Source organism: Dyadobacter sp. Leaf189 (assembly GCF_001424405.1).
Classification (GTDB): Bacteria; Bacteroidota; Bacteroidia; order Cytophagales; family Spirosomataceae; genus Dyadobacter.
The window spans coordinates 493,789-509,968 of record NZ_LMPS01000004.1 but is presented as its reverse complement, the minus strand read 5'-3'; the positions used below and the strand labels follow the sequence as shown (position 1 = coordinate 509,968).

The window sequence follows — 16,180 nt, the reverse complement described above, 5'->3', positions numbered from 1 at the left end:
CAAAACCCTGAATGGAATGCATTCAATGGCACAATTTTTAGAACGAAGTCGAAACTTTCAACAAAACTAAAATGGAAAAAGCCACAACAATGAATGCGTCGCATTTCAAAGTAGCGGAGGGAGTATGGGGGCTGAGGGACATTTTTGTCAATGTGTTTTTCGTCGCCAATCCCGATAAAAGCTGGGTGCTTGTAGATGCCGGCCTCAAAACCGCATACCCTAAAATAAAGCAGGCAGCAGCGGAAATATTCGGCGAGAATATGCCGCCGGAAGCGATCGTACTTACACACGGGCATTTTGATCACGTGGGTTCGCTCAAAAAATTGCTCGAAGATTGGCATGTTCCTGTCGTCGCGCACTTTTTAGAAGTACCTTATTTGTCGGGCAAATCAGCCTACCCGCCGGCTGACCCGAGCGTGGGAGGTGGGTTAATGGCGTACATGGCCGACCTGTATCCCAACGATCCGATCGACGTAGCCGAATATATACAGACATTGCCCGTCACAAGTTCGGTACCTGTTTTACCCGAATGGAAATACTACCACACTCCCGGCCACGCACCCGGACACATCAGTTTGTGGAGGGAAAAAGACAAGCTGCTCCTGTCTGGTGACGCATTTGTAACAACCCGCCAGGAATCAGCACTTAGTGTGGCTACGCAGCGAAAGGTATTATCCGGTCCGCCGAAGTATTTTACATACGACTGGGAACAATCGAAAGAATCGGTAAACCTGCTGGCCGAGCTCAATCCGGAGATCGTAGCATCCGGCCACGGAAAACCAATGTCGGGCGCAGAAATGCAGCAGGCATTGCGCGAGCTGGCCTACCATTTTGAAGAGACAGCTGTACCGAAGTCGGGCCGGTATGTAAATGATCCCGCTGTGGCAAACAGGGAAGGGGTTGTGTACCTGCCTAAAAAGAAAACAGTTTCCATTGCTGCCGCAGTGGTTATCGGTGTAGCGCTGCTGGGCATTTCGCTTGCAGTAGTAGCCAGCAAACGCGGCCAGCTGTCCTGAAAAGAACATTTATTCATCAATCTAAAAACAAGTATCATGAAAAAGTCAATGAACATTACATTAGCAGTCTTGCTGTGTACCGCAACAATATCCTATTCGCAAAGCACGTCGGGATCCGGCGGCGCAGGGAATGGGGCTGCAAAAAGCAGCACATCGGCCAGTCCCAAACAAACCCAGAGTGGGCAATCTGCTTCTCAGTCAACGCGTGGCAGCCAGGATGGAAACGACAAAAAGCTGAATGCAAGTGAGCAGCAGGGTGTAAAAGCCAATGAGGTAGGTTCCAGCACAAGGCCCGGCGGAGAGTCGAATGCGAATGCCAATTATGTAGGATCGAACCGGGAGAGTGAAGGCGATTCCAAGTCAATGCTCAACTCCAAAGAGGCGCGCGAAAAACGCAGGAAAAATATGACGGAGGCTGATACTACCATGAAAAAAGGCAGTGGATCTGCGCGCAGAAACACGAAGGACCACACAGGTGTTACCGGCAATTACAGGAATGAAGAAATTAAGCATAACCAGAAAACCCAGCCAAGACCGTCGACCAAAAAAGACTGACATCGTTGGGAATACATCAAAAAAGCAAAGCCCCCGCAGATTTCTGCGGGGGCTTTGCTTTTGCATTACAAGAAAGCTGTTCTAGTTATTATCTGAACCTGAACCGCCTTTGCTTTTATTTTTCCTTTTCTTCTTGCCATCCTGGTCAGACTGGCTTGTTGTTCCGGAAGTTCCTGAGGTAGAATTGTCGCTGCCTACACTCGACGTACCTGAGTTGGTAGAGCCGGGAGTACCGCTGTTCTGCGGGTTAGCTGTGGCGCCGGAGCCGCTGCTTTGAATGTGCGTCGGTGGTGTACCTGTGGTTGTCTGGCTGCTCGTATTTGAACCGCCGGTAGTACCGCTTGTGCCACTGATTCCGCTGGTACCTGTGGATCCGCTGCCGGTTGTTCCGCTCGTACCTGCGCCTTGTGAGCCGGTAGTTCCCTGTCCAGTGCTTTGCGGCTCAGTGGTTTCAGCTCCGGTAGTACCGGTTGCCTGTGGCCATGCTGATGTGCCTTGTGCACTGCTGCCCTGTGTCTGGGTGGTAGTACCTGTACTATTTTGTGTTGTGCCGGATCCCTGGGTTCCGGTAGTTGTTCCGCTTTTTTGCATCTGAGAATTGCTCTGTGTGCTTGTTCCCTGCGTACTGCCCGTTCTAGGCGTACTTTGTCCTGTCGTCGATTGTGCGTACAATGATCCTCCTGCTAACAGGAGCAATGCGGCTACGCTAAAAGTCAGCTTTTTCATAATTCTTAATTTGATTGATGAATAAAATTGTTGATCCGGCCTGAGCTTCATTTAGTTGCTAATGCAGGCTGGCTTGTATTAATAATAATTATGCCAATGCACAAAGACCACAGGCTTTTTCAAAAATTAATGTTTGTGAACTGCTGAATCTGGCTTATTTGTAATTACAAACTGGCGTATCTCACCTTTCTCCCAGGCATTTGCGCCGGGGATCAGCGCGGGCATGGGTATATCTGCCCTGTTTTTCTTGATTTCCTCGGTAGACACATTGAAGCGCTTATCGCGGTCACTTAGCATTTCTTTATGAAGCTGCCCGTCTTTGGTAAAGCCCATCATGATCATAGGCGAACCTACCGGCAGTTCCCTTTCCTGGTCTGTGTGCCAGGTGTGGATCGTTTTGCCGTAAGTCGACACCAGTTTCTCCATGAGTTCGTGCTCCGCAACTTTCGGGATACCAGGGGCGATGAGCGATCCCGACTTTACCTCGTGGTGGTGGCTGTGCCACAGCTTTTTCTCTTCTTCATCCAGCGACTTGAAAGCCTCCGCGGTGACAATGTATTCCACGCCCATCAGTTTCGCATCTTTCCCGTTTCCGTCAAAAATGACTGCCTGGTAAAGGTCATCGTTGAGCTGACTTACATAATGATGGGCTTCCATTTGTGCATTAATGTTGCCGTTGTAAAAATGAAAACCGTCGAGGTACGCATCAAAGTGTTTGAGCGGAGTTTTGTCCTGCAATATATCCGCGCCCGTATTAAGCAACCGGTCTTTGGCATTCAGGGAATCACCCGGCGAGGTAACCTGCGAGCCGGAGTTCTTACCGCCGCAACCGGCAGCAATGATCAGCAGTACAAGCAATGTATTTCGCGTCATAACAGTATGTTTTAATTGAACGGTAAGGTATATAGGTCATTTCCAGGTATTCAAGGATTGTCCCTCCAAAAACGCCGCAATGTATCCGTTCACAAGCCCAGGCTCTTCGTGGTGAAGCCAGTGTGAGGCATTTTCAAGAAATAGCAGTTGACCGTGCGCACATCTGGCCACGCTTTCCTCTGCCATTTTACGCGACAAAAACATATCCTTTGTTCCCCAGAGCACCAGCACAGGTACTTCAATGTTCTGGTTGATTGTAGCAGGAGGCGACTGGGCAAAAGCCCGGTACCAGTTGATCATCGATGCAAGCGCATTCGGCTGGCGCCACGCACGCTTGTAGTCGGCTATATCACTTCTGGAAAACGTGCCCCGCCGTGCCGTTTTGATCATGCTCGCGGCCAGCCATTTAAAATTGAATGCGCTGCAAAGCTGCTCAGGAACGAACGGAAGCTGAAAGAATGCCACGTACCAGCTTTTCAGCATTTGTTTCGGGTTTTTACGAAGATTTTGCAACATCACCCCGGGGTGGGGCATGTTGAGGACAACCAGTTTTTTGATCAGCTGAGGATGCTGCTGCGCTAGTGTCCAGGCAACACCTCCACCCCAATCGTGCCCGGCTACTGCAACCGGGCACGTGGTGAGGGAGGTAATCAATGCGGCAATATCGGCCACCAGGATGTTCAATGCATAGTCCTTTACGGCCGCGGGCTTTTTGCTCAGGTTGTAGCCCCGCTGATCGGGAACGATTACGTGGTACCCGTTTCCCGCGAAAAACTCGGCCTGCTTTTGCCAGCTCTCACTGAACTCCGGAAAGCCGTGCAGGAACACGATCTTCTCGCCGGAAGCCGGACCCATATGTCCCACGTGCAGCATCAGCCCGTTGACATCATGGTATTGGTACCTGAACTTAACCTGTGCCGTACTTTGCATGCTAATACCTGAATACAGCAGCTATTGCGCTTTCAGCGGGCATTTCTTCTCTGTCCAGCACGTACACTTCGCCGCCTGTCTGAATGGTTTTAATCAGTGCCTGATCAAGCAGGTCTTCCGAATCCTGGCCTTCCTGTAAGTTGAGCACATTGTTGGCTTCATCAAAAGTCCCCCAGATATGCTCCGCTTTTTGTACAAAAATGTGCGAAACCCTTCCGTAATAAGCACCCGGAATAACTTCGTTCGCGCTCGATGAAGTCAGCTCGGTCGCAGACTGGTTGGCGTAAATCGTCAGCGCCTTTTCAAGAGGCTGTCTGAAATACGGCTGCATAACCTCTTTCGCCTTTTCATACAAAGCATGCGTTTCATCATGTTCGTGGCTGCCGGTAAGTGACTCACTGCAAATATTATGATAGTCGCACACGGACCGGTAGATCGGGATCAGGTACTCGACTCCGGCAAGCAGCAGCGGCACATTTTCCGTATTCAGGATCTGCTTGTACAGAATGTCGTCCACATGTTCGAAATAGGTAGCGATGTTCGCCTTCTCATCGGGATTACCGCCGCCCATTCCATGGAAGTTGGCGCCACCTCCGGAGCTGTTTGCCACGCGTACAGTGCTGGCGTCCTTTTCAGAAATGCGTTTCACATCCATCATATCCTCGGGCAAATCTTCCACAGGCACATACTGCATACCGAATGCATCCGCTTTGAAAAGCTTGCATTTGGCCTTGCTGATCACCAGCAGATAGAAATATGCTTTGGAAGCCATGATCGGGATCAATGGAGAAACATAAAACGTTTTCTCGCACATTACCTCGCTCTCCGGCGCTACCGGCATTTTAATGTATTTGAAATAACCTTCCGAAATGAACACAGCAAGTCCGTTATCCATACCAGCCCAGAAAGCATCATCTTTCAGCAGCTCGTAGCCTGGTGTCAGCATCTGTTCTATCGTTGCCACAGGGATCTCTTTTTCTGCAAACCTTTTGGCAAGATCCTGCAATGTATTTTTAAATACGATCGCATCCTTTTTCTCATTGATAGCCGCTCCCGCTTTATGGGTAGGGATGTATACAGTTGCACAGCAGGAAGAGGTGTAGTTTGCCAGTTCTATAAACAGCTCCTTGCTGAGTACCTGCGGCAGTTCTTCTGGTTCTACATCCACAGTTTCAGCCGTAGCGATATCTGCGGTTTTGTCGCTTTCCGGTTTGTTTTCCTTGCCTTTAAAGGAGTTTTCACCTTTGGAGGTATTTCTGTTCGGATGGCGGATTGGTATCGACGGATCAAGGGTCAGGTCATCTTCGACATACTGATCGTCCAGTTCCAGAAATTCTTCCAGCTTGTCAGCCGGTGCATTGGATACACCCAATCCTTCTTCCTTATTAACCACTGAAGGTTTTCCTTTCGGCGGATGAAATCCGCCTGACTGATCTTTTCCCATAATTTGAACTGATTTTGTACTAAAACTTAATTTACATTGTGGCTCCGTTCGAAGGCATTTTCTTCTGCCCCGTGTGCAGAACGGGAAGTCATTAACCCGGCTGCTGTTTCAAACAGACCCAGTAGCAAATGGGGGAGGTAAACCTCGTCTGCGAAGCCAAGGATCCATGGGGAAGCCGCCAGGAATAAACCTGTAATCACGTCGACATTCAGGTGTACCGACATGGGAATGCTTCTCACCATTCCTCCCTCGTAATCTGTAAACAGCGACATCAGGATCGACATTGCGCCTACTGCTACCAGGGTCCAGGTAGCGGGCAATACTCCTTCAAAGTTCGCGATCCACGGCATTGCAATAAACAATGCGCTTGTCAGATAGTCGATTTTGCTGTGGAACTTTGTGCTGATGAATCTCATAATAGTTCCTGTTTAAATAGTTTGTTGATGAACTGCAAGATTTCCCGCCTGGTAAAAATTATGCCAAAAACTATTTCAAACTGTGGAGATCATCCCATTGAGGCCAAACCGACGCACAGTTACGCAGCTTATTCAGGTTTCATCATAAACCGGATTCGCACAAGGGTACCTTTGCCGGGCTGACTTTCAATATCCATGGAAGCTTTCATCAGCTCGCAGAGCTTTTTGACGATAAACAACCCTAAACCCTCACTTTCCTTGGATTTTTCTTTCTCAGCTTTGCCAGGTGGGAGTTCCTCCATTAAATGCGGCTCCTGGTGGCTGGCGCTGGTAAGTACGTTGGGTTTAAGCTGTTCAGCCAGCAATGCAGCCGGACTGTTGGCAGTAAACCCTGGGCCGGTATCCTGGATACTCAAGCTCCACCTGAGCTGGTTTTCCAACGTCCAGGTAACATACACACTGCCATCGCGCGTGTATTTCAATGCATTGTAAAGCAGATTGATCAGTATCCGCTGCACTTTCACACGGTCGCCTGTTACTTCCAGCTTTTCCGGCCCGTCTCCCTGCAACACCAGCTTGTTGTGCTTCGCGAGCGGCTGGGCCGTTTCCAGCGTTTCCTTTACAAGCTTGGCCACATCAAACCGCTGGATATCCAGCACATCCTGGCCCGCCTCTATCTTGGCATAATCCGTCAGTTGCAGAAGCATTTCCCGGATCGACGACAGGTTGCGGTTGAGCATATCCATCAGGTCTGTCCGCTCTTTTTCAGTTTTGGGATATTCAAGCAGCTGAGAGGCTACTGTCATAATGCTGAAACTGGTACGCAGGTCGTGGGAGCTTTGCCGGAGATGTTCGCCTCGCTTCTCGCCAAGCTGGTGCAGCTGATCCAATGCAAATTGCAGGCTGCGCGCACGCTCGGCCGCGTCATTCTGCAAAAGCTGGTGATAGTACAGCAGGCTGCCTCTGTTTGCCTCCCCGTACATCCTGAAAACCTGCTGCTGAACAAAAAGCAGTGACTTGGTACCCAGTTTTCCCGAGGAAGTTTCAAAAGCTTCCACTTCGTCCAGAATCGTTTTAAAAAGGTGCTCCATTTCAGAAATCAATTCGGGGAGCGAGTAGCCCGACTGCCAGCGATGCAGCCCGTGTTCACTGGCTACTGTGGCAGGGTCGAGCTTCAAAGGTTCATTTCTAAGTCTGAGGAAGAGCAGTGTGATCAGCAATGGTACCTGATCATTGAATTCTTCCCGTGAGAAGCTGCTTTTGCTGCTCATTGTAGCATCGGCCTCGCAGGCAAGCCGCCAGTTGGCCAATATGGTTTCAAGCCTTGCCTGCAGGTAGTCTACCAGCTCGTCGATCGGAGCCTCCGTATCTGGATTTTTTTTGCCCATAAATTTTCATTGATAATTTACAACCAAGTCAATGCGGCTACTAATACCATTCCAGCCGCATGAACAATCCATACATACTTACCGAACCAACTCTCCGATTGCACAATTCTGTTCTCTCCGGTGAGTAACCGTTGTTATATTTGGGGTTATATACAGTATCCACATCAAAGTTATTTATGAAGAAACTGACACTTGGTCTGCTATTGCTTTCACTGGTACAACTTGCAAATGCGCAGCGTGCGGTAGTACGTGGCGATTTTGCCGATCCTTCCATTATTCAAGTGGGAGATACTTATTATGCTGCTGCGACCAGCTCCAACTGGGGGCCTGCGTTTCCGGTCATGAAATCGAAAGATCTCAAAAACTGGCAACAGACAGGCGCGATCTTCCCTGATCTTACTTCCTGGGCAGATTTTTACTACTGGGCGCCTGAGCTCAGCTACGAAGACGGTAGAGTGTATGTGTATTACACTGCCCACAAAAAAGGCGGTAACCTGTGTGTTGGTGTTGCCAGCGCCGATTCCCCGGAAGGTCCGTTTAAAGACCATGGCCCGCTGGTATGTCAGGAGGTAGGCTCGATCGACGGATTTCCGATGCGTGATGAAAATAACAAGCTGCACCTGATCTGGAAGGAAGACGGGAACAGTGTAGGAAAGCCGACGCCGATCTGGATACAGGAAATTAATGCGGAACGCACTGCATTGATCGGAGAGAAGAAGGAGCTGTTCAGGAACGATACACCCTGGGAAGCGAATCTCGTGGAGGGTGTTTCGGTGATCAAAAACAATGGGTACTTCTATGCCATATATGCTGCCGCAGGCTGCTGCGGGCCGGGCTGTACGTATGCAACCGGTGTAGCGCGCTCCAAAAATCTGATGGGACCGTGGGAGAAATTTCCCGGTAACCCGATCCTCACGGCGCAGGGCGACTGGATGTGCCCCGGCCACGGAACCGCTGTCCGGTACAATGATAAAAACTACTTTATGTACCACGCCTATGATAAGGTGTCTAACAAATACACAGGTCGCCAGGCGCTGATCCGCGGATTTGAATTTACGGCCGACAACTGGCTCCGCTTTACAGATGAATTCCTTGAACCGACCGGGAAAGCAGGTCCTTATACGGTGACTGAAAATTTTGACAAAAAAAATCTCGATTTACAGTGGAGCTGGTCTGTTTTTAATAAGCCGGAAATTGAAATGAAAAACGGAAGGCTGGGCATCCGGATCAGCGATGACCGCGAAGCATTCATCGCCCGCAGGATAGATAGCCGCAGCTACGAGGCTGTTGTGGAAATTGTGCCGGGTAAAAGTGTGAATGCAGGAGTCGCATTGATAGGGGATGACAAGAATATGATCTATGCAGCAGCGAAGCAGGACAGCATTGGCATATCTATTGTTAAGGACGGGGCAAAAAGCAGTTTGGGCAAGTTTCCCGTTGCTGCCGCAGGCAAACACGTGTTCCTGAAAATGACGGTGAACAATAACACGGATATCCGTTTTTCATACAGCTTGAATGGCAAGGATTTTAAAGCTTTGAAAATCGACAGTCCCGACATCACCTATCTGCCGCCCTGGGACCGCGCAGTACGTGCCGGCATTGTGGCCAAAGGGATAGAAGGAGATGTTGCTGTTGTTGAGGGGTTTGTATTTAAAAGTTTGTAATACGCGATCGTTTAACAAATCAATAAAATAGTTTACTCATGCAAAAGATAAGGCTATTTTCTCAGTATGATCCGGATGCACTGATCCTGAAAACCAGGAAGGAAGTTCAAGATCAGGTGGGCCAGTGGCCGGAAGAATATCTGTCTTCCGAAAAACTCGGGGAGCACGTGGATGCGCTGAAACAAAGGCACGAAATGTTTCTTCCCGATATTGATTTCGCAAATGGGCGGGCGGTCATGATTGAGCGCATTTACCCGCTGTCGGTGTACCAGCCCGGCTCCAAGCCCGACGTGAAAGTGCGGGTGAATGTGCTGATCTACAAGTACCCGTTCAAGGCGCAGACCTACCTGCTCGGCTGCCGGCCACCGGTACCTGTGCCGGATTGCGAGGGCGAGTGGTATGCAGACCAGATCAATCAGGAAATTTACCTTGAATACCCGCAATACGACAAACGTCCTAAAAAGACGATCATAGCTCATAACAACTACATTGCCCAGCTGCAACCCTGCTATGTGGCTTTACAGGACGAAGCCCGGCGGTTTAATGCAGGACTGGACAGCATGATAGAAGAGGCTGTACTGCAGCGGAGAAATGATATTGATCACATGAAACGCCTGCTATCGATGCTCAGCTAAGACTATTTTTATCTACCACTTCACAATCAACTGAAAAATGGAAAACAAAAATCACACTGACGCAGTACCTGAAAACAGGAGCGGTGACGAGGTGAATACCGAAACCGTTAAAGAATGTAAAAATGCAGCCGAAGCAAACGCGCTTTATCAAACAGCCCGGGGCAGGTTGCTGGACGTGAACAGCTGGCACCGCATTTCAGGAGAGCACCTGGCGCATTTCATGCTGGCCGATCAGGCCGGTAACCCGGTAGCCGGACCGGTACAGCAAGGTTTGATGATCAGGATTGACATTCCGGGACCTGGTACCAGGGAAGGCGACGGGTACGACTGGGTGGTTGTGGAGGAGGTAAAAGAGGAAACATCGGAGCAGGTTGAATCTGTGGCAGTTCGTGTGCGGCCGGCTTCTGATCCTACCTCAGATGCGGAGGAAACTGCGCACTTTTATGCACCCAAGGCAACCAGTACATTCACGGTGTCCAGAAATCACCTGACGGTATCCGCCGGCGTGTACGACCGTAACCTCGCACCCAACCAGGAAGCCGATGGATTGCTCGACAAGATCAGGAATGCAATTGTTGGATTTATGGGTGAAAATGCCTTGTCAGCAGTGCAGTGGAAAGCGTTCACAGACGGGCTGCTGGTCAGTTAGTATATACTTACTTTGAATTTGAAAAAGCCGGCACACATTGCCGGCTTTTTTGCTGTTAGCTGGAATGCTTTTTATAACTAGGAGTCACTTCTTAGCGTGTCAAATTACACTTCATCCACTTTGCTTCCCATTGATTTTTTAGTGCCGAAAAGAGCTGATATCAGGCGGGTAGGGGTGGTTTATCAACAACAAAAAATCAAATGGAAATTACAATCAAGAAATCGCGGTTCTACGAGCTTTTTCTTTCCGAGCTGAGGGAGATGCTTTGGGTAGAACAAAAAATGTGGGGTATGCTGAGAATGATGCAGAGAGTTGCGCAGTCACAGGATTTTTCAAGAACATTGGCACAAAGCAGGGTGCATGCGTCGGCGCACATTGACAGGATCAGGCATTTGTTTGATGCGCTGGATGAACCGGCTTCGGGCATTGAGTCAGCGGCAATCGGCAAGCTGCTCCAGAGTGTAGAAGCGACTGTCAGCAAAAACAGGGAAGGCGCAGGAACGGGCGATTTCGCATTGATCATTGCCGCTCAGAAAGCGGGACAATACAAGGTGGCCAGCTATGAAAATCTGATCACGATTGCTCAGGTGCTAGGGGATAAGGAGCTGGAAAAAGTATTGGAAGCGAACATTATCGAGGACGCAGGTACAGACCTGTTGCTGCGGGAGCTATCCGAGCGGTTTATTTACCAGGAAGCAGCATCCAGGGAAGCACATCGCCTCCCTGCATAATTTACAGCCTGGCCTGATATCAGGCCAGGCTGCTTTGTTTTTCTTTCAGTAATCTGGATAATTCAGGCAGGTCGACGGGTTTGAGTAAATGCACATCGAAGCCCGCCTCTGTACTTTTCTGACGGTCTTCATCGGCTCCGTAGCCGGTTAATGCAACAATAAGCGCTGATTGTCCCCAGGCAGTATCACGAATGAGGCGACAGGCTTCATATCCCGTTATATCGGGCATTCCTATGTCCAGCACAATCGCCATCGGTCTATACGATTCGGCAGCAGCAACCCCATCCCGGCCGCTGTAACAAGCTTTTGTCTCATAGCCGGTCAGCTTGAGCATCATCGCCAGGGTGTCCGCAGCGTCGCGGTTGTCATCGACCACCAGTATCCGGCGGTTTTCTGAGTTGGTTACTGTTTCCATATCTGCTCTCGGTTAGTTTGTCAAGGCAAGGCTTTATACAAATTCACTGCCAGAGCCACCGTTTCCCGGGAATTAACCAGCGCATTATTTTACAGCCGCTATAAAACGGTCATTGCCGCAATTGCTGCACTTTTCATCAGCATGATTGCCGACTGCCTTATTCCCGCATTGATCACAAACCTGCTCGTTACTGGTCTCGCTGATCTCACTTTGGTACTCTTTATCCCATATCGGCAGAATGGGCAGGCCGGGCACTACCTCATAATTTTTGATCAGGGTAAAAGCGCCGCCCGCTTCAAAGTAGAGCCTTTTTACCTCCCCCAAATGCCTGATACTGCTTCCCCGAAGCTGCGCAAATGCCCGCTCGCGGGTTATACCCGTTTTCTGCATCATGTCGAGGTTGAGGCGGCTATCTTCTACGATCGGTGTGATGTTTCCCTGCATCAGGTTTTCCAGTTTCTGGTTCCTGGTGGAAAGTCCTGCGATCAGCTGCTGAATGGAAACCACGATCGCGGCTATGACCACTGCGGCAAGGATACCACGGTCAGGAGATTGGAGCGGCACCCCGATCGCGGCGGCCAGCGATACCATCGCGATCATTTCGCTGCGGCTCAGCTGTGACGCCATTCTTTTTCCCATCAGCCGCATTGATACCATCAGAATAAGGTAGATCACGGCGATCCGCAATATCACTTCCAGGTAAAAACCGCCCGGGACATCACCAATGAAGATCCGCTGCCAATCAGTTATGTGGATATCCTCGGGTTTCATGAGGTTACGAGTTGAGATTTAATGGAGATTGTGGCCGGTAACCAGTCGTTTGAGCCACATACCTTGCAGGATTGCTCATTGCTGGCGTCGTAGATCACTTTCCCGCAGTTTGCACACACCGTCGCGCCGTTTACAGGTTCCTGGTAAAAACCTGCAATTGCCTCATCGTGCGGAGGAAAGATCTGCAAGCCGGGCTGTGGCTCGTCTCTTCTGTAAATGCTGAACATACCGCAGGCTTCCAGGTAAACGCGCCCTACATCCCCCAGATTAAGCACATCCTTACCTCTTAATGCCGAAAACAGCTGCTGCCGGGAGACCTTTGATTTACCCATCTGTTCCAACTGGATCACGCCATTCTTCACCACCATTTCGGTACGTCCCTGTGTGGCACGCTCAAACTTCCGGCTTTTAAATTCGGCCATGTTGAGGCCGCGCTGGAAGATTAATGCGCAAACGAGGATCATAATGCCCATTAATAAACCCAGCTGCGGTATCTGCATAGCCGGGGATACAATAGCACCGAGGGTGATCATCACCGCCATTTCAGAAATGGTCAGCTGACCGCCCATTCTTTTTCCCATTAACCTCACTACAATGAGCAATGCAATGAAAACGAGGGTTGTACGAAGAAATACCTCAATCAGGAATTCAGGGGGAGCTTGCCCGAATAAAATCCGCGGCCAGTCCCAGGGTTGTATTTCATCTTTTTTCATGATCCTTTTCGCTGGGTTATCCTATACGCTGGCCGATTTTTCATTCGGACATTTCAATACCATTACGCTCCGGTCGGGGATGGAAAGTACTTCTCCTGGCTTGAAATCGTCGCCTGATTCCGCGATCATACACGCGTCGGTATCGATGACAATGCGCCATTCGTCGCCGCAATCGTCAGACGGAAGTACGAAGTCCACCGCTTCCTGCGTGCAGTTGAAAATGAGGAAGAAAGTATCGTCTACAATCCGTTCATTGTTCATATCGACGCAGCGGATACCGTTTCCATTCAGGTACACACCAAATACACCCGCAGCCGCTGAATCCCATTGATCATCCGTAACCTGACTTCCGTCCGGCAGCATCCACATAATATCCTTTACTTCGGAACCGTGGAGCGGCAAGCCCTGGAACCAGCGGCGGCGGCGGAAAGTAGGGTGTTCTTTACAAAACCGTATGAGCGATCTGGTGAATTCAAGAAGCTTTTGATCTGCCTTGTCCCAAAGTATCCATGAAATTTCGTCGTCCTGGCAGTAGCTGTTGTTGTTACCTCCCTGGCTGCGCCCCAGCTCGTCACCGGCAACCAGCATCGGAACGCCCTGTGAGAGAAACATGGTCGCGAGGAAGTTGCGTTTCTGTTTGTCTCTGAGCTGAATGATGCTTTCGTCGTCAGTTTCTCCTTCCACGCCGCAGTTCCAAGACCTGTTATCGTCAGATCCGTCCTTATTGTCTTCTCCGTTTGCTTCATTGTGTTTTTCATTATATGAAACAAGGTCGTGCAATGTAAAGCCGTCGTGCGCGGTAACGAAGTTGATGCTGGCTGTGGGCCTGCGGTAATCGCCGCGATAAAGATCGGGACTGCCTGTGAAACGGTTGGCGAAAGTGCTTAAAGATACCTCTTCCCCACGCCAGAAATCACGGACTTCATCCCGGAACATATCGTTCCATTCTGCCCAGCCGGGAGGGAATTTACCCACCATATAGCCAGAATCACCAATGTCCCAGGGTTCCGCAATCAGCTTCACGCGGGAGATAACAGGATCCTGGTGAATGATGTTGAAGAAAGAGCCCAGGTTGTCTGTCTCGTGCAGGGTACGTGCCAGTGTAGACGCAAGGTCAAACCGGAAGCCGTCAACATGCATTTCAGTGATCCAGTAGCGCAGGCTGTCCATGATCAATGCGAGTACATTGGGCAATTGTACATTCAATGTGTTGCCAGTACCCGTGTAATCCATGTAATAACGCTGGTCTTCCGGGGTGAGCCGGTAGTACGAAGCATTATCAAATCCTTTGAAGCACAGGGTAGGGCCCATGTGGTTGCCTTCCGCAGTATGATTGTACACTACGTCAAGGATCACTTCAATTCCTGCCTTGTGCAGTTCCTTGACCATATTCTTGAATTCCGAAACCTGCTCGCCGTTCTTGCCGGTGCTGCTGTAACGCGAGTCCGGTGCAAAGAAGCCAAGCGTGTTGTACCCCCAGTAATTGGTAAGTCCCTTTTCAAGCAGGTGCTGGTCTGCTACAAACTGGTGCACCGGCATCAGCTCAATAGCGGTAATGCCCAGTGATTTCAGGTAATCGATTGTAACCGGGTGTGCTACTCCCGCGTAAGTACCCCGGATCTCTTCGGGAATGTCTGGGTGTGTAAATGTGAGCCCTTTTACATGTGCTTCGTAAATGATCGAATCATGATAAGGAATGTCGGGGCGTGTGTCGTCTTCCCAGTCAAACTGACAATCAATGACCACCGATTTGGGGATATAGGGGGCACTGTCGCTTTCGCTGAAACTCAGATCTTCCTCTTTATCGCCAATCTTGTATGCAAACAGCGCCTCATTCCATTTCAGCTCACCAGCCAGCGCGCGGCTATAAGGGTCCACCAGCAGCTTGTTGGGGTTGAACCGGTGTCCGTTTTCCGGCTCAAAGCGGCCGTGCACGCGGTAACCGTAAAGTTGGCCGGGTTGCAGCCCTGGTACGTAAACGTGCCAGATATGGTGTGTTACTTCTTCAATCTTAATCTTGATATCCTCCTCACAATCGTTTTCAGCTTTGAAAAGGCAAAGCTCCACGCCATCTGCATTCTCTGAGAAAACTGCAAAGTTGACGCCGTTTCCGTCAAATGAAGCGCCCAGTGGGTAAGGTCTCCCCGGAAGTACTTTTATCTGTGCCGAGGAAGGGGATTCAAGCAGCTCATTTTCTATATGTCTGTCCGCCATAATTGATCAAAAAACCGTGTTAATTAATCTTGTAACCGAAATAAGCAGCCGGGGTTCAGATCCGGCTGCTTGCACTAATAGAACATTACTCGTCTTCGTACTTGTCGTCGAACTCGTCATTGGGGTTTCTGTCCCCGCTGTTTGCCCCGCGTCCGCCCTTGTTGGTAATGCGCGCTTCCAGTTCTTCTTCTGCGCCGGGCTTGCTGTAATCGATCCCGTAATCATCCACCTCGTCCTCATTGAAGTTGTCGGTGGCATTCCGCCCGCCTGAGGTCGGGTCATTTTTGAGGACCCTTTCCTTATCGGATTGTGCTTTGTCGTTTTCCATGATTATTGTCTTTTAAAATGCACCTTACATTTTATCATGCATCATTTCCGCCATTTCAAGATGGTGTCTCAGAGTAGGCAGCTTTTGAGAAGCCCATGATTTAAGCTCGGCATCCTGACCTGTGTTTGACTGTTTTTCAAACAGCGAAACGGTTTCCTTGTGAGAAGCAACCATCATACGTACATACATCATATTGAATGCAGCACCAGAGGCAGTGTTCAGGCTGTCCAGCATTTTTTGCTTGACCGCGCTCAGTGTCGCAGGGATTTCCACTTTCTTGGGATCTGCAATTCCTTTCAGCTCATTATTGGCTTTGGTGTGGTCAGTTATCATCATTTGCCCGAAAGATTTGATGCTCATTGTATCCGATCCCATTACCATACCTGTTCCGGCCGTGTCGCCTTTTGCAACCGCCATCTCTCCCGCTTTCACTTCAAACATTCCCCCGTCTGCTGCATTTGTTACAAACATCCTGTCGGCTTCGGGTACCATAGTCCCCACATTATCATCGTCATCATCATTACAGGATACGGCCACGAACATTCCGGCGGTAAGCATCAGGAGCAATTTCAACTTTTTCATAAGACGCATTTTTAAGTTTGTTGTTGATAAATTTTCGCCGGTCGCTAATAAAAAGGCATGCCAGTAGCCGCTCACCTCTTTTTTCAAAAGTGTGGAAGCAATTTTTTGGCACGATTTTTATAATCGCGCT

The 16,180-nt window shown here is 49.7% G+C and carries 18 protein-coding genes; 6 read left to right on the top strand and 12 right to left on the bottom strand.

The genetic code is table 11. From position 1 onward, the window contains the following. Positions 1 to 71 precede the first annotated feature (71 nt). Complete coding sequence (locus ASG33_RS11420) at positions 72 to 1,016, top strand: MBL fold metallo-hydrolase (RefSeq protein ID WP_056284660.1); 945 nt, start codon at positions 72 to 74, stop codon at positions 1,014 to 1,016. Between the two features lie 36 nt (positions 1,017 to 1,052). Further along, a complete protein-coding gene (locus ASG33_RS11415) occupies positions 1,053 to 1,571 on the top strand; it encodes a hypothetical protein (protein WP_056284656.1) in 519 nt (172 codons plus the stop codon). Positions 1,572 to 1,652: 81 nt separating this feature from the next. Here ASG33_RS11415 and ASG33_RS11410 read toward each other — a convergent pair whose 3' ends face one another. From ASG33_RS11410 to ASG33_RS11385, 6 genes are all read right to left on the bottom strand, one after another. Then, positions 1,653 to 2,297, bottom strand: a complete 645-nt coding sequence (locus tag ASG33_RS11410; RefSeq protein WP_157474722.1) for a hypothetical protein — start codon at positions 2,295 to 2,297, stop codon at positions 1,653 to 1,655. Between the two features lie 126 nt (positions 2,298 to 2,423). Next, positions 2,424 to 3,170, bottom strand: coding sequence for an OBAP family protein (locus ASG33_RS11405; RefSeq protein ID WP_056284651.1), 747 nt, complete (start codon positions 3,168 to 3,170; stop codon positions 2,424 to 2,426). Between the two features lie 36 nt (positions 3,171 to 3,206). Next, complete coding sequence (locus ASG33_RS11400) at positions 3,207 to 4,100, bottom strand: alpha/beta fold hydrolase (RefSeq protein ID WP_056284648.1); 894 nt, start codon at positions 4,098 to 4,100, stop codon at positions 3,207 to 3,209. A gap of 1 nt (position 4,101) precedes the next feature. Further along, positions 4,102 to 5,544, bottom strand: a complete 1,443-nt coding sequence (locus ASG33_RS11395) for a hypothetical protein (RefSeq protein ID WP_056284644.1) — start codon at positions 5,542 to 5,544, stop codon at positions 4,102 to 4,104. Between the two features lie 26 nt (positions 5,545 to 5,570). Beyond that, positions 5,571 to 5,960: an SPW repeat protein gene (locus tag ASG33_RS11390; protein WP_056284641.1), complete on the bottom strand. Its 390-nt coding sequence runs from the start codon at positions 5,958 to 5,960 to the stop codon at positions 5,571 to 5,573. Positions 5,961 to 6,088: 128 nt separating this feature from the next. Then, positions 6,089 to 7,348 carry a HAMP domain-containing sensor histidine kinase gene (locus ASG33_RS11385; RefSeq protein WP_056284639.1) on the bottom strand — a complete coding sequence of 420 codons (1,260 nt, stop codon included), beginning with the start codon at positions 7,346 to 7,348 and terminating at the stop codon, positions 6,089 to 6,091. A gap of 176 nt (positions 7,349 to 7,524) precedes the next feature. On the opposite strand from ASG33_RS11385, the gene ASG33_RS11380 reads away from it, so the two are divergent. From ASG33_RS11380 to ASG33_RS11365, 4 genes are all read left to right on the top strand, one after another. Beyond that, complete coding sequence (locus tag ASG33_RS11380; protein WP_056284636.1) at positions 7,525 to 9,012, top strand: family 43 glycosylhydrolase; 1,488 nt, start codon at positions 7,525 to 7,527, stop codon at positions 9,010 to 9,012. 38 nt (positions 9,013 to 9,050) lie between these two features. Continuing rightward, a complete protein-coding gene (locus ASG33_RS11375) occupies positions 9,051 to 9,647 on the top strand; it encodes a hypothetical protein (protein ID WP_056284633.1) in 597 nt (198 codons plus the stop codon). Positions 9,648 to 9,684: 37 nt separating this feature from the next. Continuing rightward, positions 9,685 to 10,296, top strand: coding sequence for a hypothetical protein (locus ASG33_RS11370; protein WP_056284630.1), 612 nt, complete (start codon positions 9,685 to 9,687; stop codon positions 10,294 to 10,296). 200 nt (positions 10,297 to 10,496) lie between these two features. After that, a complete protein-coding gene (locus ASG33_RS11365) occupies positions 10,497 to 11,027 on the top strand; it encodes a ferritin-like domain-containing protein (RefSeq protein ID WP_056284626.1) in 531 nt (176 codons plus the stop codon). Positions 11,028 to 11,046: 19 nt separating this feature from the next. Here ASG33_RS11365 and ASG33_RS11360 read toward each other — a convergent pair whose 3' ends face one another. The 6 genes from ASG33_RS11360 to ASG33_RS11335 form a co-directional block, all read right to left on the bottom strand. Then, entirely contained in the window at positions 11,047 to 11,442 is a 396-nt protein-coding gene (locus ASG33_RS11360; RefSeq protein ID WP_056284623.1) for a response regulator, read from the bottom strand. A gap of 84 nt (positions 11,443 to 11,526) precedes the next feature. Then, positions 11,527 to 12,213: a DUF421 domain-containing protein gene (locus ASG33_RS11355; protein WP_056284621.1), complete on the bottom strand. Its 687-nt coding sequence runs from the start codon at positions 12,211 to 12,213 to the stop codon at positions 11,527 to 11,529. Continuing rightward, entirely contained in the window at positions 12,210 to 12,926 is a 717-nt protein-coding gene (locus ASG33_RS11350; protein ID WP_056284618.1) for a DUF421 domain-containing protein, read from the bottom strand. Before ASG33_RS11350 ends, ASG33_RS11355 begins: the two co-directional genes overlap by 4 nt. Positions 12,927 to 12,947: 21 nt before the next feature. Further along, positions 12,948 to 15,140, bottom strand: coding sequence for a glycogen debranching protein GlgX (gene glgX / locus ASG33_RS11345; RefSeq protein WP_056284613.1), 2,193 nt, complete (start codon positions 15,138 to 15,140; stop codon positions 12,948 to 12,950). An 85-nt stretch (positions 15,141 to 15,225) separates the two neighbouring features. Then, a complete protein-coding gene (locus tag ASG33_RS11340) occupies positions 15,226 to 15,468 on the bottom strand; it encodes a hypothetical protein (protein ID WP_056284608.1) in 243 nt (80 codons plus the stop codon). A 24-nt stretch (positions 15,469 to 15,492) separates the two neighbouring features. Continuing rightward, positions 15,493 to 16,050: a DUF4142 domain-containing protein gene (locus ASG33_RS11335; RefSeq protein ID WP_056284605.1), complete on the bottom strand. Its 558-nt coding sequence runs from the start codon at positions 16,048 to 16,050 to the stop codon at positions 15,493 to 15,495. Positions 16,051 to 16,180: the final 130 nt, after the last annotated feature.